This is a genomic window from Photobacterium gaetbulicola (assembly GCF_003025515.1).
Lineage (GTDB): Bacteria > Pseudomonadota > Gammaproteobacteria > Enterobacterales > Vibrionaceae > Photobacterium > Photobacterium gaetbulicola.
On sequence record NZ_PYME01000002.1, the window covers coordinates 289,197 to 304,229 of the forward strand.

Genomic DNA, 15,033 nt, shown 5'->3' on the forward strand with positions numbered 1-15,033 from the left:
GAAATGAAAGCAAAGGCTGTGCCAAAAGTTATAAACGAGGGAAATTAGGAGGTTGGCGATGGGCGATGGGCGATGGGCGATGGGCGATGGGCGATGGGCGATGGGCGATCCAAATTGTTTGCAAGAGCCTGACCATGTCAAACTCTTGCTTCTTCTCTAGCCTCTAGCCTCTAGCCTCTAGCCTCCAGCCTCCAGCCTCCAGCCTCTAGCCTCTAGCCTCTAGCCTCTAGCCTCTAGCCTCTAGCCTCTAGCCTCTAGCCAGTTTTACTTGAGCTTGTAGATGATACCCGGGTTACAGCGGATCATTTCGAATTTATCGGTCAAGCCGGTCAGCGACTCCGATGCCCCTAGCAGCAGGTAGCCCCCCGGATTGAGGCTTGCTGCCATCTGGTTAAGCACCTTGGCCTTCATCTCGGGCGAGAAGTAAATCAGCACATTGCGGCAGAAGATCACATCAAACTTGCCCAGCAACGCATAGCTGTCTTTCAAGTTTTGCGGTCGGAAGTTAACCATCCGTTTGACCTTGTCATTCACCTTCAGGCGACCGTCGCCATTATCTTCAAAGAACATCCGACGGCGTTCCATCGACAGTCCCCGACTGAGGGCCAGGTTATCGTAAGCACCGGTGCGGCAGGTCTCCAGCATGGTCTGAGAAATATCCGTCGCCGTGATTTGCACTGGGTTTGCCAGCATCCCCGGCCGACGGTTCTGGGTTTCCAACACGGTCATGGCGATCGAATATGGCTCCTGACCCGATGAGCTGGCCGACGACCATATTTTGATCGGCCGTTTGTTGGCCGCCAACTCCGGCAAGATTCGCTCGGCCAGCACGGTGTAGGGGTAAGTATCTCGAAACCATAACGTCTCGTTGGTTGTCATGGCATCGACCGCGGCGACCCGCAACTCCCGATTACGACCGGCAATCACTACCTGCAACAGTTCAGATAGCGACGCTAATGAAAATTGACTGACTAAAGGGCTGAGCCGGCTTCTTACCAAGTACTGCTTGCTGTCACCCAGGACAATGCCGCACTGGGCTTCCAGGAAACGGCAAAATTCACGGTATTCCTGATCGTTTATCGTTATAGCTGTCATCTACTACTCTGGTATGGTTATTCTGTGCTCGAGTATGCTTATTGTGGCATTGCCGCTTTCACTGCCGCGCCAAGTTCGTCAGGATTGAATTTAGGAATAAAGGCATTCGCTCCGACACGCTCAACCATGGCTTGGTTGAACACCCCGCTCAGGGAGGTATGCAGGATCACATGCAGGTCTTTGAGCTTTGGATCGTTGCGAATCTCAGCGGTCAGGGTGTAGCCGTCCATTTCCGGCATTTCGATATCGGAGATCACCAGAGCCAACTGTTGGTAGATATCCCCTTCCTGAGCCATTTCACGCAGTTTGATGATGGCTTCTTTGCCATCTTTTACCAACACGCATTCACAGCCAATCGACTCTATCGCCCGCTGCACCTGCTTGCGCGCGACACTGGAGTCGTCGGCGACCAGTACCCGCCGTACCGCAGGCATATCTTCAATCAGCTCTTCGAGCACCGTTCCGGTGATATTGGTGTTGACTGGCGAAATCTCGTCGAGGATTTTCTCAACATCCAGAATTTCAACCAGCTCATTATCAATTTCGGTGACCGCCGTCAGGTAGTTCGCCTTCCCGGCCCCTTTCGGCGGCGGAAGGATAGACTCCCAGTTCATATTGATAATACGCTCAACCGAGGAGACCAAGAATCCCTGAATCGAGCGGTTGAACTCAGAAATAATGACAAAGCAGTTGTCGAGATCTTCGATCGGGCGGCCACCTGTTGCCAGGCTCATATCAATAACGGAAATGGTCTGCCCTCGGATATGGGCGATCCCCTTCACCAGCGGATGCAAGTTCGGCATGGTGGTCAATTTCGGGCACTGGAGGACTTCCTTGACTTTAAATACGTTGATCCCATAACGTTGACGTCGATTGAGCCTGAAAGTTAGCAACTCTAGCCTGTTTTGACCAACCAGCTGGGTACGTTGATTCACCGAATCTAATATCCCCGACATATTAAGGCGTCTCCTTGTTGTTTGTTTTTATAATTTGATACGTGTTTACTAAAGAAACAAGTGGTTAAATCACATATCATAGCAAGTTAAAGCTGCTCTACTGAAACACCAGCGCTAGGGCACAGTATCCCATTGTGACTGGCGACATTAAAGAGATAATTACGTGCTTAGCAACTCGCTTAACATCCACCTAATTAGTTTTATCGGCCTACTGCTGTTTTTCTTTAATAGCAATAGCCATGCTGCGGCGGATCAAACGCCTGCCAGCCCCGCCCCCATCAGTATGGCGCCTGAAGCGATCAGTCAGGCCGCCCAGGAGCATGTCACCGCGTTAACCCGCGAGGCAAACGGCACCTTTACGATTTCCGCCCCAAGCCTCGACAACCGGCTGCGCCTGCCGCAATGCCCTGAGCCCCTTACGGCGGATATTCCCAACCAGGGCTCGCTCAGCGGCACCGTTTCGGTGCTCGTTCGCTGCGAGGCGTTAAACTGGCAAATCTACGTGCCGGTTCGGGTCCAACAAGTGCTCGAACGGGTTGTCGCCAAAGCCCCTCTTCCACGGGGGGCGGTCATTACCGCTGCCGATGTCGCCGTCGAACAGGTCGAGCTGCGGCGCCAGCGTGGAGCCTCGTTTGCCAATCCCGAGCAACTGATCGGCTCGAAGGTAAAGCGACCGGTCAGGCTCGGGGAGATCATCCTGGCCAGCGATATCTGCCTGGTATGCCGCAATGATGCGGTACTCATCAAGGCCGGCAATGACGGGCTTTCGATTATCACCGAAGGCACGGCGCTATCGGACGGCTCGCTGGGCGAGCAGATCCGGGTGCAAAACAACCGCTCGAAAAAGGTCATCTCCGGTGTGGTCAGTGCCGTCGGTGAAGTCACGGTTCGCTACTAGTTCGAAATTACCGAAATTTTACGTACAATACCTTAAAGGTTTTGCTATCGTTGCCGATAATACAGTAGCTATAGAGCCTAACTGCACGTTCAAGGAGTTTCTAATGCCTACTATCAATAACATACGCACAAACCAGCCGATGACCTCGGGAGGCCAGGTTTCCAATTCCGAAGCTGGCAAAAGCAAACCGTCTACCGAAGCCAAAGCAACCAGTACCGAGTCTGACTCCGTATCCCTGAGCAGCCAAGGTCAATCTGTGGGCCAGATCCACCAACAGCTTGCGACACAAGAAGCCTTTGACACTGAAAAAGTGAACGCTATCAAAGAAGCGATTGCCAATGGCTCCTACGTCATTGATGCCGACAAATTAGCGGCTAACATGATCAAACTAGAAGACGAATTAAAAGGCCTTTAGGAAACGAGTGAGAGAGTATGTCTACGTCTATAGAGCAGCTTCTTGAACAGCAACAGGTAAACCTGACCTCTCTCACGGCATTGCTCGCGCACGAGCAACAAGCCATTGTCGCCCGCCAGTCGGAACTCATCCTTGAGTGTGCCCAGAAAAAATCAGCACTGATTGATAACATCAAGCTTGTCGACCACCAGCTGGCGGTGCACCCCGAGCAGGCTAGGTTGGCCGAAGGTGGCGATCTGGCGGCGAAAGTGGCCTCATTGAGGGAGATGGCTGACGACTGCAAGTCCACCAATGACGTCAATGGCGAAGCACTGATGCGTGCCCAGCTGAGTTTCCATAAACTCAACAACCTGCTGCAGCAGAGCCGTGGCAAGCACCAAATGACTTACACCAGCGAAGGCATGACCCAGAACACACGCACTCTGGGCACCGATCTGAAAGCGTAAAAAGCCGACTCTAACTTCTTCGCTAACTGTGTATTAGAACATCACTTCTTGGCTTTGGGGAACGGCATAAATTTCCACACTTCCCTGCAAACGCTCCATTTTATTGAGGTCCAGCTGCATCTCTGTCACGTAATTATCACCAACCGGATAACTACGGATCACTTCTGCGCCACGGATACTGCCATCGACGGAGCTATCACTGCTCTCGTAGTTTAACTGCTGGTCATCCATCTCTGAGCGAGCGGAGATCCGGATACCGTAAACCTGCTCGGTCAACTCACGGTAGGCGTCAAGCTTCGATGCCCGCATTGCACGCATTCGCTTCTCTTCCTCACTGCCCCCTGGCTGCTCGCTGATCGATGCATAGCCAACCGCGGTTAAAATGTCGGTGTTACGCACTTCAACCAAAGGCTGACACCCGACCAAAAAAGATAACACCAACAGGCACCAATATCGCATTTTCACTCCTAAGGCTTAATAACTACTGTATTTCTATCGTGGGACAAGGTCTCATCTCGGATGATCCAGCCATTATCCATTCGCATTCTATTGAGGCTATCGAGATCACGGCCGATCCTGTCTGCCGGCAGGAATCCTTGCGCCGAGGCTATCACTACCCGCGAACGGATACCAATAATCCGGGCATTGATCAACACGCCTGCCGACTGGCGCAACATGGTCCCTGCCAATACGTAGTCTACCGGTTGCTCGGCGGAAAGCTTCTGCCAATCACGACTGAGCGCAAAGTCGCCATCCGGCGTTACCTTGATCCCGCCCGTAATCTTGTAGTCAACCACAGTAAACCCGCGCTGCTGCATCTGGTAAATCAGACTCTCCGACACCGCATTGCCCAGCCAGTTGGTCTCATCCATATTTTGCAGGTCAACAAAGGAGGTTACGGCCAATGGCGTGCGGGCCGTCAGGTACTGGTTTGATTCAACCAGTTTGTTAGCCATACCCTCGATGAAGAAATCCATGGTATGCCGCGGCATCTCATCCAAGCTATGTCGGTTACCGGTATAAGGCTCTTTACCGTTATAAATGGGAGAATAGGCACACGATGTTACCAACATTGCCATCAATACAATTACCCATTTTTTCATAATTTACCGCTCCAATTGAAAAGAGACTTCAGACCCATAGCTTGTTATCGTAGCTTCACACAAAAACTTTATTGCTAAACATAAAAAATCAGGAATGCTCTTTGCATTACCTTTGAATACTATGAAAGCCGCCATGCAATCTCATTACCGATAGTGGCACACTCGCTTCAACTCGTAAGCATCCGACTGATAGTTTTTTAGCAATTTTTATACCGAAAGTGGAAGGCATGATAAAAAAGATCCTCCTCATCATTAACAGCCTCTGGCTCATACTTGCCATGCCGGCAAATGCCGCGTGGTATGAAGTCACCGGCTCTGCGGTCATACTGCAAAGTGAAGAGCAAGCTCGCCAGAGCGCGCTGGAAAATGCCGTATTACAGGTGATCCGCTATGCCGGAGCCGATCTTTCCTCCTTCAACCAGGTGAAGCCCTACCTCAAAAACAACCGTGAACATTACCAGTTCAGCGGCAGTGAACTGCGCCAAATCACGGTCACCAAGACGAGGAAGAAAAGCGGCAACCTTTACCTGACAGCACAGATCGAAGTGTTCCCCTCGGCAAGAACTTGCCACAAGGTGCAATATAAAAAAGGGCTATTGCTTGGTGAGTTTGACATTCGCTCTCCACAACATGCCTCGCTAGGCGGGATCTACCAGCTCGGCAACAACTTTACGTCGGTATTGAAGCGCCAGCTGGAAACCCGCTCGCAAAGCTTCGTGGTGGCCGGAACGACCCGGGTCCAAATCAACCCCGGCTACCCTGGCCAAATGGTGATGCTGGCCGAAGATCACGACGCCCAGTACATCATCAATGGCCATATCACCGACCTGACATCGACTCTCGATCAAAAGCTCCTGCGCAGCGATAAAATCAACCGGCAATTTGCTGCCGAACTGCAGCTGCTCGATGGCAAAACGGGTGAAGTCCTGATGCAGAACCAATACCGGGAGGTTGCCAACTGGCCGTTTTCCCGTACCAGCCAGGTCGATACCAGCAGTGCACGCTTCTGGCAGTCGGCCTATGGCCAAGCTATCCAGCGCGTCAGCCAAAACATGATGCTCGATCTGGAAAGCGCCCTGGCCTGCCGGACCAATCTTCCGGAAATTGTCCGCCACTATGGCAATACCGTCCATATCAACCAAGGCCGTAGGCACGGCGTCAAGCAGGGCGATCGGCTTGCCCTGTGGCACAGTGCCGGTTTTATCGATCAGAACGGGATCCCAAGGAACCGCATGGTCCAAACGGAAATCACCCTGGTTGTCGATCGGGTATACGAGAAGTCCGCCGAACTCAGTATCGAGCAAGCTGAGCTGGCCAACAGTGTCCAGCCTGGTGATTTGCTGACCAAACAGATTGAAGATTAGGACTAATCACTTAATTTATTGATATTTTTTTGTATAATGACGGAACTGCTCCCTTAGCTCAGCTGGATAGAGCGTCCCCCTCCTAAGGGGAAGGCCACAGGTTCGACTCCTGTAGGGAGCGCCATCTTCGACAAAGGCCAGCCGGTGAAAATCGGCTGGCCTTTTTTGTTACTTATCAATAATAAAGCCTACTCGCAGCAGGCTTTACCATTTGGCCCCTGTTACCAGGATGCGGTTTAGCAGTAATGGCGCATGAAAAGGTCAATCTGGCTGCGGCCGGTTGCCGGGTTCATGAATACCGCTTTTTCACCCGGAATATAGGAATACTTTCCAGCCGTATTGTAGGCGGAGCGCGAGATGAACTCGACCCAGTTGGTATACAGGCCCACTTTGCCCCGCCCCTTAAAGGCATTGCGGTGCCACTGGCTGTTCCTGCGCAGCAACTCCATATACTCGGGGTGGGTCATACACTGCTGCTCTTTGGCAAATTCGGCGACCACATCGTCTACCCACTGCGGGTTATAGATACGGAAGCCCACGCTCGGGCCCTGGTTTTCCGGGGCCATCAGCTTGACATTGCCCTGCTTGAGCAACTGGTGACGGAAGTAGTTGGCATTTTGCAGACAGTGGGCAAGGATAGTTTGATAGCCTTCAATCCCCATGTACTTCAGCGCGGCATAGGCACCGAATACCCCGACTGCACCGCGTGAGCACTCAATGGTCGATTGCAGGTGGGTCTGGCCCTGAAGATCATGCTCGAAATAAGAGAAATTCTCCGGTTCATTCTCCAGCGCCTTCATATCCTGCTTGTTTTTGATCATCACCAAGCTAGAAGTGTAAGGAACATAGCCCCACTTATGGAAATCCACGGTAAATGAGTCGGCATACTTGAGCTCTTTCACCCGAGAGATCGTCCGCTCGATGCCCGCCAGGGTCACCGGGTTGATATCCAGTGGGTTACGCGCAAAGTCGTAGTCGAGGAAGAAGATCATCGACCACCCCACGGCGGCATCGACATGAATATGTGGTGCCACCTCGACTTCGTACTCTTCACACAAACGGTTACGCAGCTCATAGACCGGCTTGATACGGTCAACCGCAAAGGTATCTGTGGTGCCCATGGTAATCATAATGGTCGGCACCCGGCAATTAACCGCAAAACACGCTCGCAGCTGACGCTCCAGATCCTCGTAGTCCATATCGTGACTATCCGTCACTTTGATACGAATAGTTTTGTCTTTGATATCGACGCCCAGCAACGACAGGTTGGTCATATTGGAGTAATGCCCCCCCTGCGAGTTGATGATTCGAAAATCCGGCACCCGACCCATACCGTGCTGCAGCGCCGTTGGCAGGGATTTTCTCAGCCCCAGCAGATAACCATAGAGATTACAGAAGGTTCCTCCCTGGGTGAAGATACCGGTCGACTGCTCCGGATCATAACCGACCTGGTTGGCAATCTGACGGATCACGTATTTTTCAAGCTGATCGGCCATTCCCGCATATTCGCTGTATGCCAAGTTGGGGTTGGCCATCGCCCCCATCATCGAGCCGTAGATAGCCGGATCACACGGCATGGTCACCACATTCTCCACCGATGACGGGTTCTCCCAGTCCTTCGACAGGGCTGCGGCAAAAGTCAGCATATCATCGGGCATACCATTGGGGACCAGCCGCTGCTGGGCAATCGAGGCATGGCCAGCCAGCAGCTGTTGCAGCGCCAGCCCGTCGGGGTAGGCCGCGATCCGCTCATTGGGGGCAAGCTTTTGCTGGCGGAATTGATGAATACGGTTTAATCCCGGTTCGGAAAAAACCGGCCATTTGGCGGGATCCCGAGAAAAGTAGTCCGCAAATGCCGCATCATAATGACGCTGGAATAGAGAGCCGAGCTGGTTTGCTTCACTGTCGTGTAAAAGTGAAAGACAAGAGTCTGCCATAGTAGTACCTAATATCGTATTAGAGTTTGCTTAAGTGAGGATGTGATGAAAAGGGAGCCGCTAACCGGTGCCATATCCGCCGGCGTCTACGGTCAGCAGCCCCTTGCCTCTGGAAAAATTACGAAACTTTGAAATGCCCTACCATCGAGGCGAGTTCGGTGTTGGCTTTCTCCAAATCATGGGTGACAGCCAGCGTCTGCTCCCCACCCTGTACCAACACCTCGACGATGTCGCGGATCGCCAGCATATTGTTGTTCACCTCTTGCGCCACCGCATTTTGCTCCTCCGCCGCTGTCGATATCTGGCCGCTGAGCTGCTCGATATTACCCACCGCCCCAAACAGGGTTTCAAGGCTGCCCGATACCTCCGAGCTTGTATCTGCTGCCTCTTTGCAGCGCTCGCGGGTGCGCTCCATCGCGGTAACCACATTTTGGGTACCATTTAACAGCTTGGCCAACATCTCGCCGATCTCTGAGGTGCTCTGCTGAGTACGGCCAGCCAGTGCGCGTACTTCATCGGCGACAACGGCAAAACCACGCCCTTGCTCACCCGCCCGCGCAGCTTCAATGGCTGCGTTCAGGGCCAAAAGATTAGTTTGTTCCGCGATCTCGCCAATGACAGACAGAACGGCGCTGATCTGGTTGGCATCCTGGTTCATGTGTTCGATATCAGCTGCCATGACATCAAACTCCTCGATCAACGATGTGACGGTGCTGACCGAATGACTAACGATACCCTGCGACTGGGTCGCTTCGGCGCTGGCGCACTGGGTGATCTCCGTCGACTGAGAGATGCTCTGAGATACCGACTTTGCGGCCTCGCTCATCTGAGTCATCGCCGTCACAACCTGCTCCGTCTCCTGGGAGTGAGCGCCCAACCCCTCCTTGCTTTGCTGAGCCGAGACGCTCAACTGCTCAATACTGGCAGCAATCCCCTGCGAGGCGAGGTTAACCCGCTGCATCATCTGCTGGATATTGCCAATAAACTGATTAAAGCCGACACCGATTTGCGCCAGATCATCCTCACCTTCAGTACTGAGGCGCTGGGTCAGATCACCCTGTCCACTGCTCAAGTTTTGGGCCGCCTGCTTAAGCCGAACCAGTGGCTGGTAGATGCGGTTAAGCAAGAGCGTAACGGCAATGGCGCTGGCCAGGGTCAGCAGTACAATGGCGATCACCGAACTGGAAATCGCATCGCGGACATCTGACAATGCCGTGTACTCATCGATAAACACCATCATGGTCCAGTGGGAACCATCACCCAGTTCAATCCGCTTGAAATAGCCCTTGAAGTCAATATCCAAGTAGTGGATATCCAGCACCCCCTGAGTTTGGCTCGAGAACGCCTCTTCAATGAATCGCCACTGCGGAGTGATCTGCGATGGCCGATAGCCAATGTCAGACGGGTCATCGCTGGCGATAAACACATTGTTGCTGTCGGAGAGGGTGGCAGCACCGCCGGCAAAGTTGACCTGGCTGATTTGCTCTGTCAGTTCGGCCAGAGAGATATCGGTCGTCAGCACCCCTTCACGATTGGCGAGAGGGGTAGAGATACTCACCACCATTTCGCCGGAGACCAGATCAATATAGGGATCACTGATCACTGTGGCGCCCTTGCGCATCGCATTGATGTACCAGTCACGGCTGATAAAAATATCCGACACATCGAAAACGCCGTTATTTCCTCCCTTCGCAGCGAAGGTACGGCCATCCTGATAGGCCACGGCCAAGTTAGCAACGCCATCACTTTTGGCCAGCACGCGAACAAGACTAAGGTTCTCCTGCTCGGTCAATCCCGCATGAAACTCGGAACGGGTGTTCTCCAACAGACCTCGCCTATCTTGCAGCCAGTTTTCTATCTCTCTGACATGGGCTGCCAGTATACCTTCCGTCGTCGCAGTGAGTGATGCCACCATATTTCGCTGCAAGCTATTAATATTTACCATTCCGAGCGTGGTTAAACAGACAGCCATCAATAACATCACTGTCAGGTGTATCCGCGCTTTAAATCCAAGTTTCAGTTTCATCTTGTAAACAATACCAAACATAAATGCCAACTAATCAAGGCAGCACAAATCAAAAAAAAGCATGCTCAATCCAATACGCATGCTGTGTGTACGCTATCTACTTTTTTGCGTTTCAACTCAATACGGCAGGTAAATCATCATTAAGGTGATAGACAACCAGCCTTAGCATGTCCTAGATCTCATGGATCAGGCTTAGCTAACTAGTTACAGCGACCAAGATACTTCAGTGGTTAAACTCACAACCCCGACATTAAATCATGCGCATAAAGTATAATTTGGTGTATCTTGTGGCAGAGAAAAAACAAAGCAACATTATTGACCAGTTAAATGTACATTGTAATGAGATAATAAAATCAGATACCAAGAAAATTGTAACTGCGCGTTGCGAGAAGCCGTACGTGAAGCCGCTGGCGCAAGGGAAGGCAAGGGTTGAGAGACATATCGTACAGCGAGAGGGCCTACCTATATGAAGACCAAAAGATAGGCATCTGAAGGAAGCAAGCTGGCCTTGCGGCTATAATTCGCCACCATGTTGTGGCTTTACCGATTCGTTGCCAATAACAGCTCAAAGCTTGGCTATTGGCAATAGCATGCCACTCGAGCTAACAGAGCAATGTCCTACATCATAAAGTCGATACTGATGTACACATTGCCGAGCTGCCCCAGTTCATGCTCTTTCCAATCATCGAGCGTATCAAACACCCGGTAACCAAAGTCAACACTGGTCTCGGCACTGAACCGGTAACGAATGCCGGTTTGCCCGCCAAAGGTCCAGTCATTTTTATCATGAAGGCCAAATTTGTACCCCAGGCTGCCACCGCCAAACACTTGCCAGTTCCCACTATCGGTAAACGGATATAAATAATCATAAGCAAAATGGATACTGGTTACCCCCGACGAGAAACCATGGGAGTAATTCGCGGCGATTCGATGCTTGTCATCGAAAATCGCCCCAAGGCGAAACACCGGCTCAAACTCGATTGGCGACTCATATTTCGTCCCATCTGTTATTCCTATCCCGACAAATGACTGGGAATCTTTCGTGTTAGCAGCCGAGACTGTAGCAGAGCAAGAAAGTACGCAGGCAACTAGCATCCCCTGATGAAGCCAATGTTTACCCATAATAAAAAACACCGTTTGAAATAATAAGCAAAAACTACCGCAACACGCTTTGGTGAAAAAGGTTTAATGGCGTTAATTCACATGAAAGTTCGTTGAAAGGATGGCGGAAACGCCTGCGGGATAAGCAGAAAAGCTAAAAAGAACTATCCCCAAGCAAGCTCAAGATGCAGGTTCAGCGAGAATTTATAAGCTTACAGACATAGCATTGCATGCGCTGACAACCCTCTGAATCCTGCACATTGAGGTAACTTGGGTGTAAATACGAAAAAACCCCGCCTAAGCGAGGTTTTAAAATTTGGTGGAGCTAGGCGGGATCGAACCGCCGACCTCTTGCATGCCATGCAAGCGCTCTCCCAGCTGAGCTATAGCCCCAAATCTTGAAGCTGATAATAAAAACTTAGTTAAATCATGTCAATAGGGGCAGTTCTAACAATGAAAGCAAAGCGACCATTTCGTGATAAAAATCACACACCAAGCCAACCAAACGCTCAAAAAACAATCGTTAGTCATTGATATATAGGATTTTTAAAAGTTAACAACCCATCTATCAATACGAACGAGTCTATTAACTATCAAAAAAAACGGAAGAGCCTTGCTCTTCCGCTTCTTGTTATCACCAGCTAAACCAGATTAGCTATTGGCTTCACGCTCAGCGATGAACGCCAACGCCATCTTGATACGAGCCGCAACGCGCTCTTTACCAATCAGCTGCATGACCGCATCAACCGATGGAGACTGGCCTTGACCAGTCACAGATACGCGCAGTGGCATACCCACTTTACCCATACCTAACTCAAGCTCTTCACACGTTTCTTTGATCACATTATGAAGGTTTTCAGTTGTCCACTCTTCAAGAGCTTCAACTTTAGCCAAAGCCAGCTCAAGCGCTTCTTTCGCAACTGGACGCAGGTGCTTCTTCGCCGCGCCAGCTTCAAACTCGCTAAAGTCCTGGTAGAAGTAACGAGACTGCTCAGCAAGCTCAATCAGAGTATTACAACGCTCGCCGACCAGCTTGATCACATCCGTTACCGCCGGGCCTTGAGAAGAATCGATTTCTTTCTGATCCAAGTGCCACTGCAGGTACTTGGCAACATACTCAGGCTCTGCCGTCTTAATGTAGTGGTTGTTCAACCACAGCAGTTTGTCTGTATTGAACGCAGACGCTGACTTGCTGATTGAGTCTAGGCTAAATAGCTTGATCATTTCTTCTAGCGAGAAGATTTCCTGATCACCGTGCGACCAACCCAAGCGAACCAGGTAGTTAAGAAGAGCCTGAGGCAGGTAGCCTTCGTCACGGTATTGCATCACGCTTACCGCGCCATGGCGCTTAGATAGCTTCGCACCATCATCACCCAGAATCATTGCACAGTGTGCAAACTCAGGCACAGGTGCGCCTAGCGCTTGGTAAATATTGATCTGGCGCGGGGTGTTGTTAATGTGGTCTTCACCACGAACAACTTGGGTGATACCCATGTCCCAGTCATCGACAACAACACAGAAGTTGTACGTCGGGCTGCCATCAGTACGGCGAATGATAAGATCATCCAGCTCGCTATTAGCAATTTCAATACGACCACGAACGTGATCATCAAACACCACCGTACCCTCTTTCGGGTTACGGAAACGAATAACGAACGGGGATGCTTCCGTCGCCGCAGCATTCGCCGCCACAATCTTAGGGTGGTTAGCATCGTAGCGAGGCTTCAAGCCCGCAGCCATCTGCTCTTCACGAATTTCGTCCAACAGCTCTTTCGGGCAGTAACACTTGTACGCCTTATCTTCAGCAAGCAGTTGATCAATTAGCTGGTTGTAACGATCAAAACGTTTGGTCTGGTAGTATGGACCTTCATCCCAATCCAAGCCCAACCATTCCATACCTTCAAGAATGGCATCGATCGCTTCCTGTGTAGAGCGTTCCAGGTCGGTGTCTTCGATACGAAGCACAAATTCGCCACCCATGTGTTTAGCAAACAACCAAGAATATAGAGCCGTACGTGCACCACCTACGTGCAAAAAGCCTGTTGGGCTCGGTGCAAAGCGAGTTTTAACCGTCATTGAACATTACCTAGTTTATGGATAGGCAGGGGCGCGGAAATCACGCCACTGCAAAAAAATATGGCGGATATTCTATCACTGTTAACCAAATCTACAATCTTATCTCTTTGAAGGAGGACTATCAGGCCCCCTCCCCTTGCAACCGACGCTTCCGAGCATACATTTTGCCCCCCAGAGGCTCCCCCAACAGTTCCCCAAGGAGCTTCATGATGCTTGGTTTAGCGAGAATGACCCGATTGATAGGCAAGCAGGAACAGGATTATAAGCAACAGAAGAGATGCATTCATTGCGACAACGATAAAATGACTCACTCTTGGACTTTTTAAACACCTAAAAATTTACAATGGTAATCCCTTCGCCCCCAGTTATCTTAAAAATAAAACCTCATGAATAGATTAATAATTTTTCTTATTAATTTACTCGGCAAAAATAATAGCTAGAAAAACACAAAACATTGAATAAAAATAAAAAAAACATCAAACAACAAATGTACACTTAATTAATTGTATAAATTTAGGTCAATTTTCGAAATTTTTTTGATCTTTTCCTTTTCCTATACATAAACTGAAATGAAGCGATAAGCAACGGAGTTAATTATCTGAATTTAAGCAATGGACGGCTTGCTCTCTTACATCTAATGACTAATTGAGGTTTGTATGAAAAATGTAATTGTTGTAGCAGTGGCCACATTATTATTTATGTCAGGTAATGCCATGGCTAACTCAAGTAATAGTTCTGGTGGAGCTAAGGCAGCCTCGGCAACAGGACCATGGGTTGAGTGCCTATTACCGGATGGAAAGGTAGATTATACTCCATTGATGATCTGCAAGCTGCAAAAGAAGGGCACGGTAAAATACTAGTTCTGCTTGCGGGAGTGGGATCCTCTCCACTCCCAATATAAATCACTGTTGGACCACCCAGTCAATAAAGGCCGCTCTTTTTTCAGCCGGTAAACGTAGGAAATCTGCCTGTAGTAAAATTAGCGCTTGATCAGTGGATAGTGCCGTGCTCGGTTTTCGGGCTGACGGGGTTGCCACTGCGGTGGTTGCCGTTACAGCCATTGTTGTTTCGCCATATTTAAGCGTAGGTTGTTGTACCTTAGCTGCTGCAACAAACCCTTGCTCGAGATTATAATCATCTAGCTCGCGCTCATAATCACGTACAATACCCGCACCTCGGGGTAGAACAGCTTGATGGAATTCGGAAAAATAATTACCGGCTTTTTCTATTCTAAATGATGGTTCTTTATCAAAGCCTTTAATTTGGTCCTCACGAATAATTGACCGACTCGCACTGACATTAAGATCACTGTCTGATACATTAAACGTCAACACCACCGGTTGCGTTAGGAATTTCTTAAACTCCCCATTATAGGAAACCAACTTTGAAACACGCGTAATCAACTGATTAGGACCATCATCTAACTCAATTTTACTTGGCGCTTTCGAGAAAGCTCCCAACGGCTTACCATTAATGGCCAAGAGTTCAACATCTCGGTCAAAAGACACATTAACCGCAGCTTGTGAGTTTGTTGCCATGAGCAAAGCAGCCATTCCCAGCCACGTCTTCAATTTTACTTTCATATGTCCCTCTTAATGAAAATGCGAGCATCCCGA

At 50.1% G+C, this 15,033-nt stretch carries 14 protein-coding genes and 2 tRNA genes; 6 read left to right on the forward strand and 10 right to left on the reverse strand.

What is annotated here, in order from left to right:
• Positions 1-264: 264 nt before the first annotated feature.
• Both C9J03_RS02830 and C9J03_RS02835 read right to left on the reverse strand, forming a co-directional pair.
• The gene (locus C9J03_RS02830; RefSeq protein WP_039460681.1) at positions 265-1,095 is read right to left on the reverse strand and encodes a CheR family methyltransferase; all 831 of its coding nucleotides are present in this window, start codon (positions 1,093-1,095) and stop codon (positions 265-267) included.
• Between the two features lie 38 nt (positions 1,096-1,133).
• Positions 1,134-2,051, reverse strand: coding sequence for a chemotaxis protein CheV (locus tag C9J03_RS02835; protein ID WP_039460680.1), 918 nt, complete (start codon positions 2,049-2,051; stop codon positions 1,134-1,136).
• Positions 2,052-2,214: 163 nt separating this feature from the next.
• On the opposite strand from C9J03_RS02835, the gene flgA reads away from it, so the two are divergent.
• From flgA to C9J03_RS02850, 3 genes are all read left to right on the forward strand, one after another.
• Positions 2,215-2,949 (forward strand): flagellar basal body P-ring formation chaperone FlgA, encoded by a 735-nt coding sequence (gene flgA / locus C9J03_RS02840; protein WP_044624011.1) that lies wholly within the window; start codon positions 2,215-2,217, stop codon positions 2,947-2,949.
• Positions 2,950-3,052: 103 nt separating this feature from the next.
• A complete protein-coding gene (flgM, locus tag C9J03_RS02845; protein ID WP_039460679.1) occupies positions 3,053-3,364 on the forward strand; it encodes a flagellar biosynthesis anti-sigma factor FlgM in 312 nt (103 codons plus the stop codon).
• A 17-nt stretch (positions 3,365-3,381) separates the two neighbouring features.
• Positions 3,382-3,810 carry a flagella synthesis protein FlgN gene (locus C9J03_RS02850; protein ID WP_039460678.1) on the forward strand — a complete coding sequence of 143 codons (429 nt, stop codon included), beginning with the start codon at positions 3,382-3,384 and terminating at the stop codon, positions 3,808-3,810.
• A gap of 33 nt (positions 3,811-3,843) precedes the next feature.
• On the opposite strand, the gene C9J03_RS02855 is transcribed toward C9J03_RS02850, so the two are convergent.
• Both C9J03_RS02855 and C9J03_RS02860 read right to left on the reverse strand, forming a co-directional pair.
• Positions 3,844-4,269, reverse strand: coding sequence for an LPP20 family lipoprotein (locus tag C9J03_RS02855; RefSeq protein ID WP_044624012.1), 426 nt, complete (start codon positions 4,267-4,269; stop codon positions 3,844-3,846).
• Positions 4,270-4,277: 8 nt separating this feature from the next.
• Complete coding sequence (locus C9J03_RS02860) at positions 4,278-4,913, reverse strand: FlgO family outer membrane protein (RefSeq protein ID WP_039460676.1); 636 nt, start codon at positions 4,911-4,913, stop codon at positions 4,278-4,280.
• 227 nt (positions 4,914-5,140) lie between these two features.
• Here C9J03_RS02860 and C9J03_RS02865 point away from each other — a divergent pair, with 227 nt between their 5' ends.
• The gene (locus C9J03_RS02865; protein ID WP_044624013.1) at positions 5,141-6,277 is read left to right on the forward strand and encodes a flagellar assembly protein FlgT; all 1,137 of its coding nucleotides are present in this window, start codon (positions 5,141-5,143) and stop codon (positions 6,275-6,277) included.
• 47 nt (positions 6,278-6,324) lie between these two features.
• Positions 6,325-6,401, forward strand: a tRNA-Arg gene (locus C9J03_RS02870).
• Between the two features lie 112 nt (positions 6,402-6,513).
• Here C9J03_RS02870 and C9J03_RS02875 read toward each other — a convergent pair.
• The 5 genes from C9J03_RS02875 to gltX form a co-directional block, all read right to left on the reverse strand.
• The gene (locus C9J03_RS02875) at positions 6,514-8,214 is read right to left on the reverse strand and encodes a pyridoxal phosphate-dependent decarboxylase family protein (protein WP_044624014.1); all 1,701 of its coding nucleotides are present in this window, start codon (positions 8,212-8,214) and stop codon (positions 6,514-6,516) included.
• A 118-nt stretch (positions 8,215-8,332) separates the two neighbouring features.
• Entirely contained in the window at positions 8,333-10,240 is a 1,908-nt protein-coding gene (locus C9J03_RS02880; protein ID WP_231580686.1) for a methyl-accepting chemotaxis protein, read from the reverse strand.
• 618 nt (positions 10,241-10,858) lie between these two features.
• Positions 10,859-11,362 (reverse strand): hypothetical protein, encoded by a 504-nt coding sequence (locus tag C9J03_RS02890; protein ID WP_052829831.1) that lies wholly within the window; start codon positions 11,360-11,362, stop codon positions 10,859-10,861.
• A 296-nt stretch (positions 11,363-11,658) separates the two neighbouring features.
• A tRNA-Ala gene (locus C9J03_RS02895) sits at positions 11,659-11,734 on the reverse strand.
• A gap of 258 nt (positions 11,735-11,992) precedes the next feature.
• Positions 11,993-13,417, reverse strand: a complete 1,425-nt coding sequence (gene gltX / locus C9J03_RS02900) for a glutamate--tRNA ligase (RefSeq protein WP_044624016.1) — start codon at positions 13,415-13,417, stop codon at positions 11,993-11,995.
• Positions 13,418-14,073: 656 nt separating this feature from the next.
• Here gltX and C9J03_RS02905 point away from each other — a divergent pair.
• Positions 14,074-14,277 (forward strand): hypothetical protein, encoded by a 204-nt coding sequence (locus C9J03_RS02905; protein WP_044624017.1) that lies wholly within the window; start codon positions 14,074-14,076, stop codon positions 14,275-14,277.
• A 42-nt stretch (positions 14,278-14,319) separates the two neighbouring features.
• Here the strand turns inward: C9J03_RS02905 and C9J03_RS02910 are convergent, their stop codons facing one another.
• A complete protein-coding gene (locus C9J03_RS02910; RefSeq protein WP_044624018.1) occupies positions 14,320-15,000 on the reverse strand; it encodes a DUF2057 family protein in 681 nt (226 codons plus the stop codon).
• Positions 15,001-15,033: the final 33 nt, after the last annotated feature.

Excerpts from the sequence above, each read along its gene's own strand:
- C9J03_RS02830 (WP_039460681.1), bottom strand. The coding sequence starts at position 1,095 with ATGACAGCTATAACGATAAACGATCAGGAATACCGTGAATTTTGCCGT.
- C9J03_RS02835 (WP_039460680.1), bottom strand. The coding sequence starts at position 2,051 with ATGTCGGGGATATTAGATTCGGTGAATCAACGTACCCAGCTGGTTGGT.
- flgM (WP_039460679.1), top strand. The coding sequence starts at position 3,053 with ATGCCTACTATCAATAACATACGCACAAACCAGCCGATGACCTCGGGA.
- C9J03_RS02850 (WP_039460678.1), top strand. The coding sequence starts at position 3,382 with ATGTCTACGTCTATAGAGCAGCTTCTTGAACAGCAACAGGTAAACCTG.
- C9J03_RS02855 (WP_044624012.1), bottom strand. The coding sequence starts at position 4,269 with ATGCGATATTGGTGCCTGTTGGTGTTATCTTTTTTGGTCGGGTGTCAG.
- C9J03_RS02860 (WP_039460676.1), bottom strand. The coding sequence starts at position 4,913 with ATGAAAAAATGGGTAATTGTATTGATGGCAATGTTGGTAACATCGTGT.
- C9J03_RS02865 (WP_044624013.1), top strand. The coding sequence starts at position 5,141 with ATGATAAAAAAGATCCTCCTCATCATTAACAGCCTCTGGCTCATACTT.
- C9J03_RS02875 (WP_044624014.1), bottom strand. The coding sequence starts at position 8,214 with ATGGCAGACTCTTGTCTTTCACTTTTACACGACAGTGAAGCAAACCAG.
- C9J03_RS02880 (WP_231580686.1), bottom strand. The coding sequence starts at position 10,240 with ATGAAACTGAAACTTGGATTTAAAGCGCGGATACACCTGACAGTGATG.
- C9J03_RS02890 (WP_052829831.1), bottom strand. The coding sequence starts at position 11,362 with ATGGGTAAACATTGGCTTCATCAGGGGATGCTAGTTGCCTGCGTACTT.
- gltX (WP_044624016.1), bottom strand. The coding sequence starts at position 13,417 with ATGACGGTTAAAACTCGCTTTGCACCGAGCCCAACAGGCTTTTTGCAC.
- C9J03_RS02905 (WP_044624017.1), top strand. The coding sequence starts at position 14,074 with ATGAAAAATGTAATTGTTGTAGCAGTGGCCACATTATTATTTATGTCA.
- C9J03_RS02910 (WP_044624018.1), bottom strand. The coding sequence starts at position 15,000 with ATGAAAGTAAAATTGAAGACGTGGCTGGGAATGGCTGCTTTGCTCATG.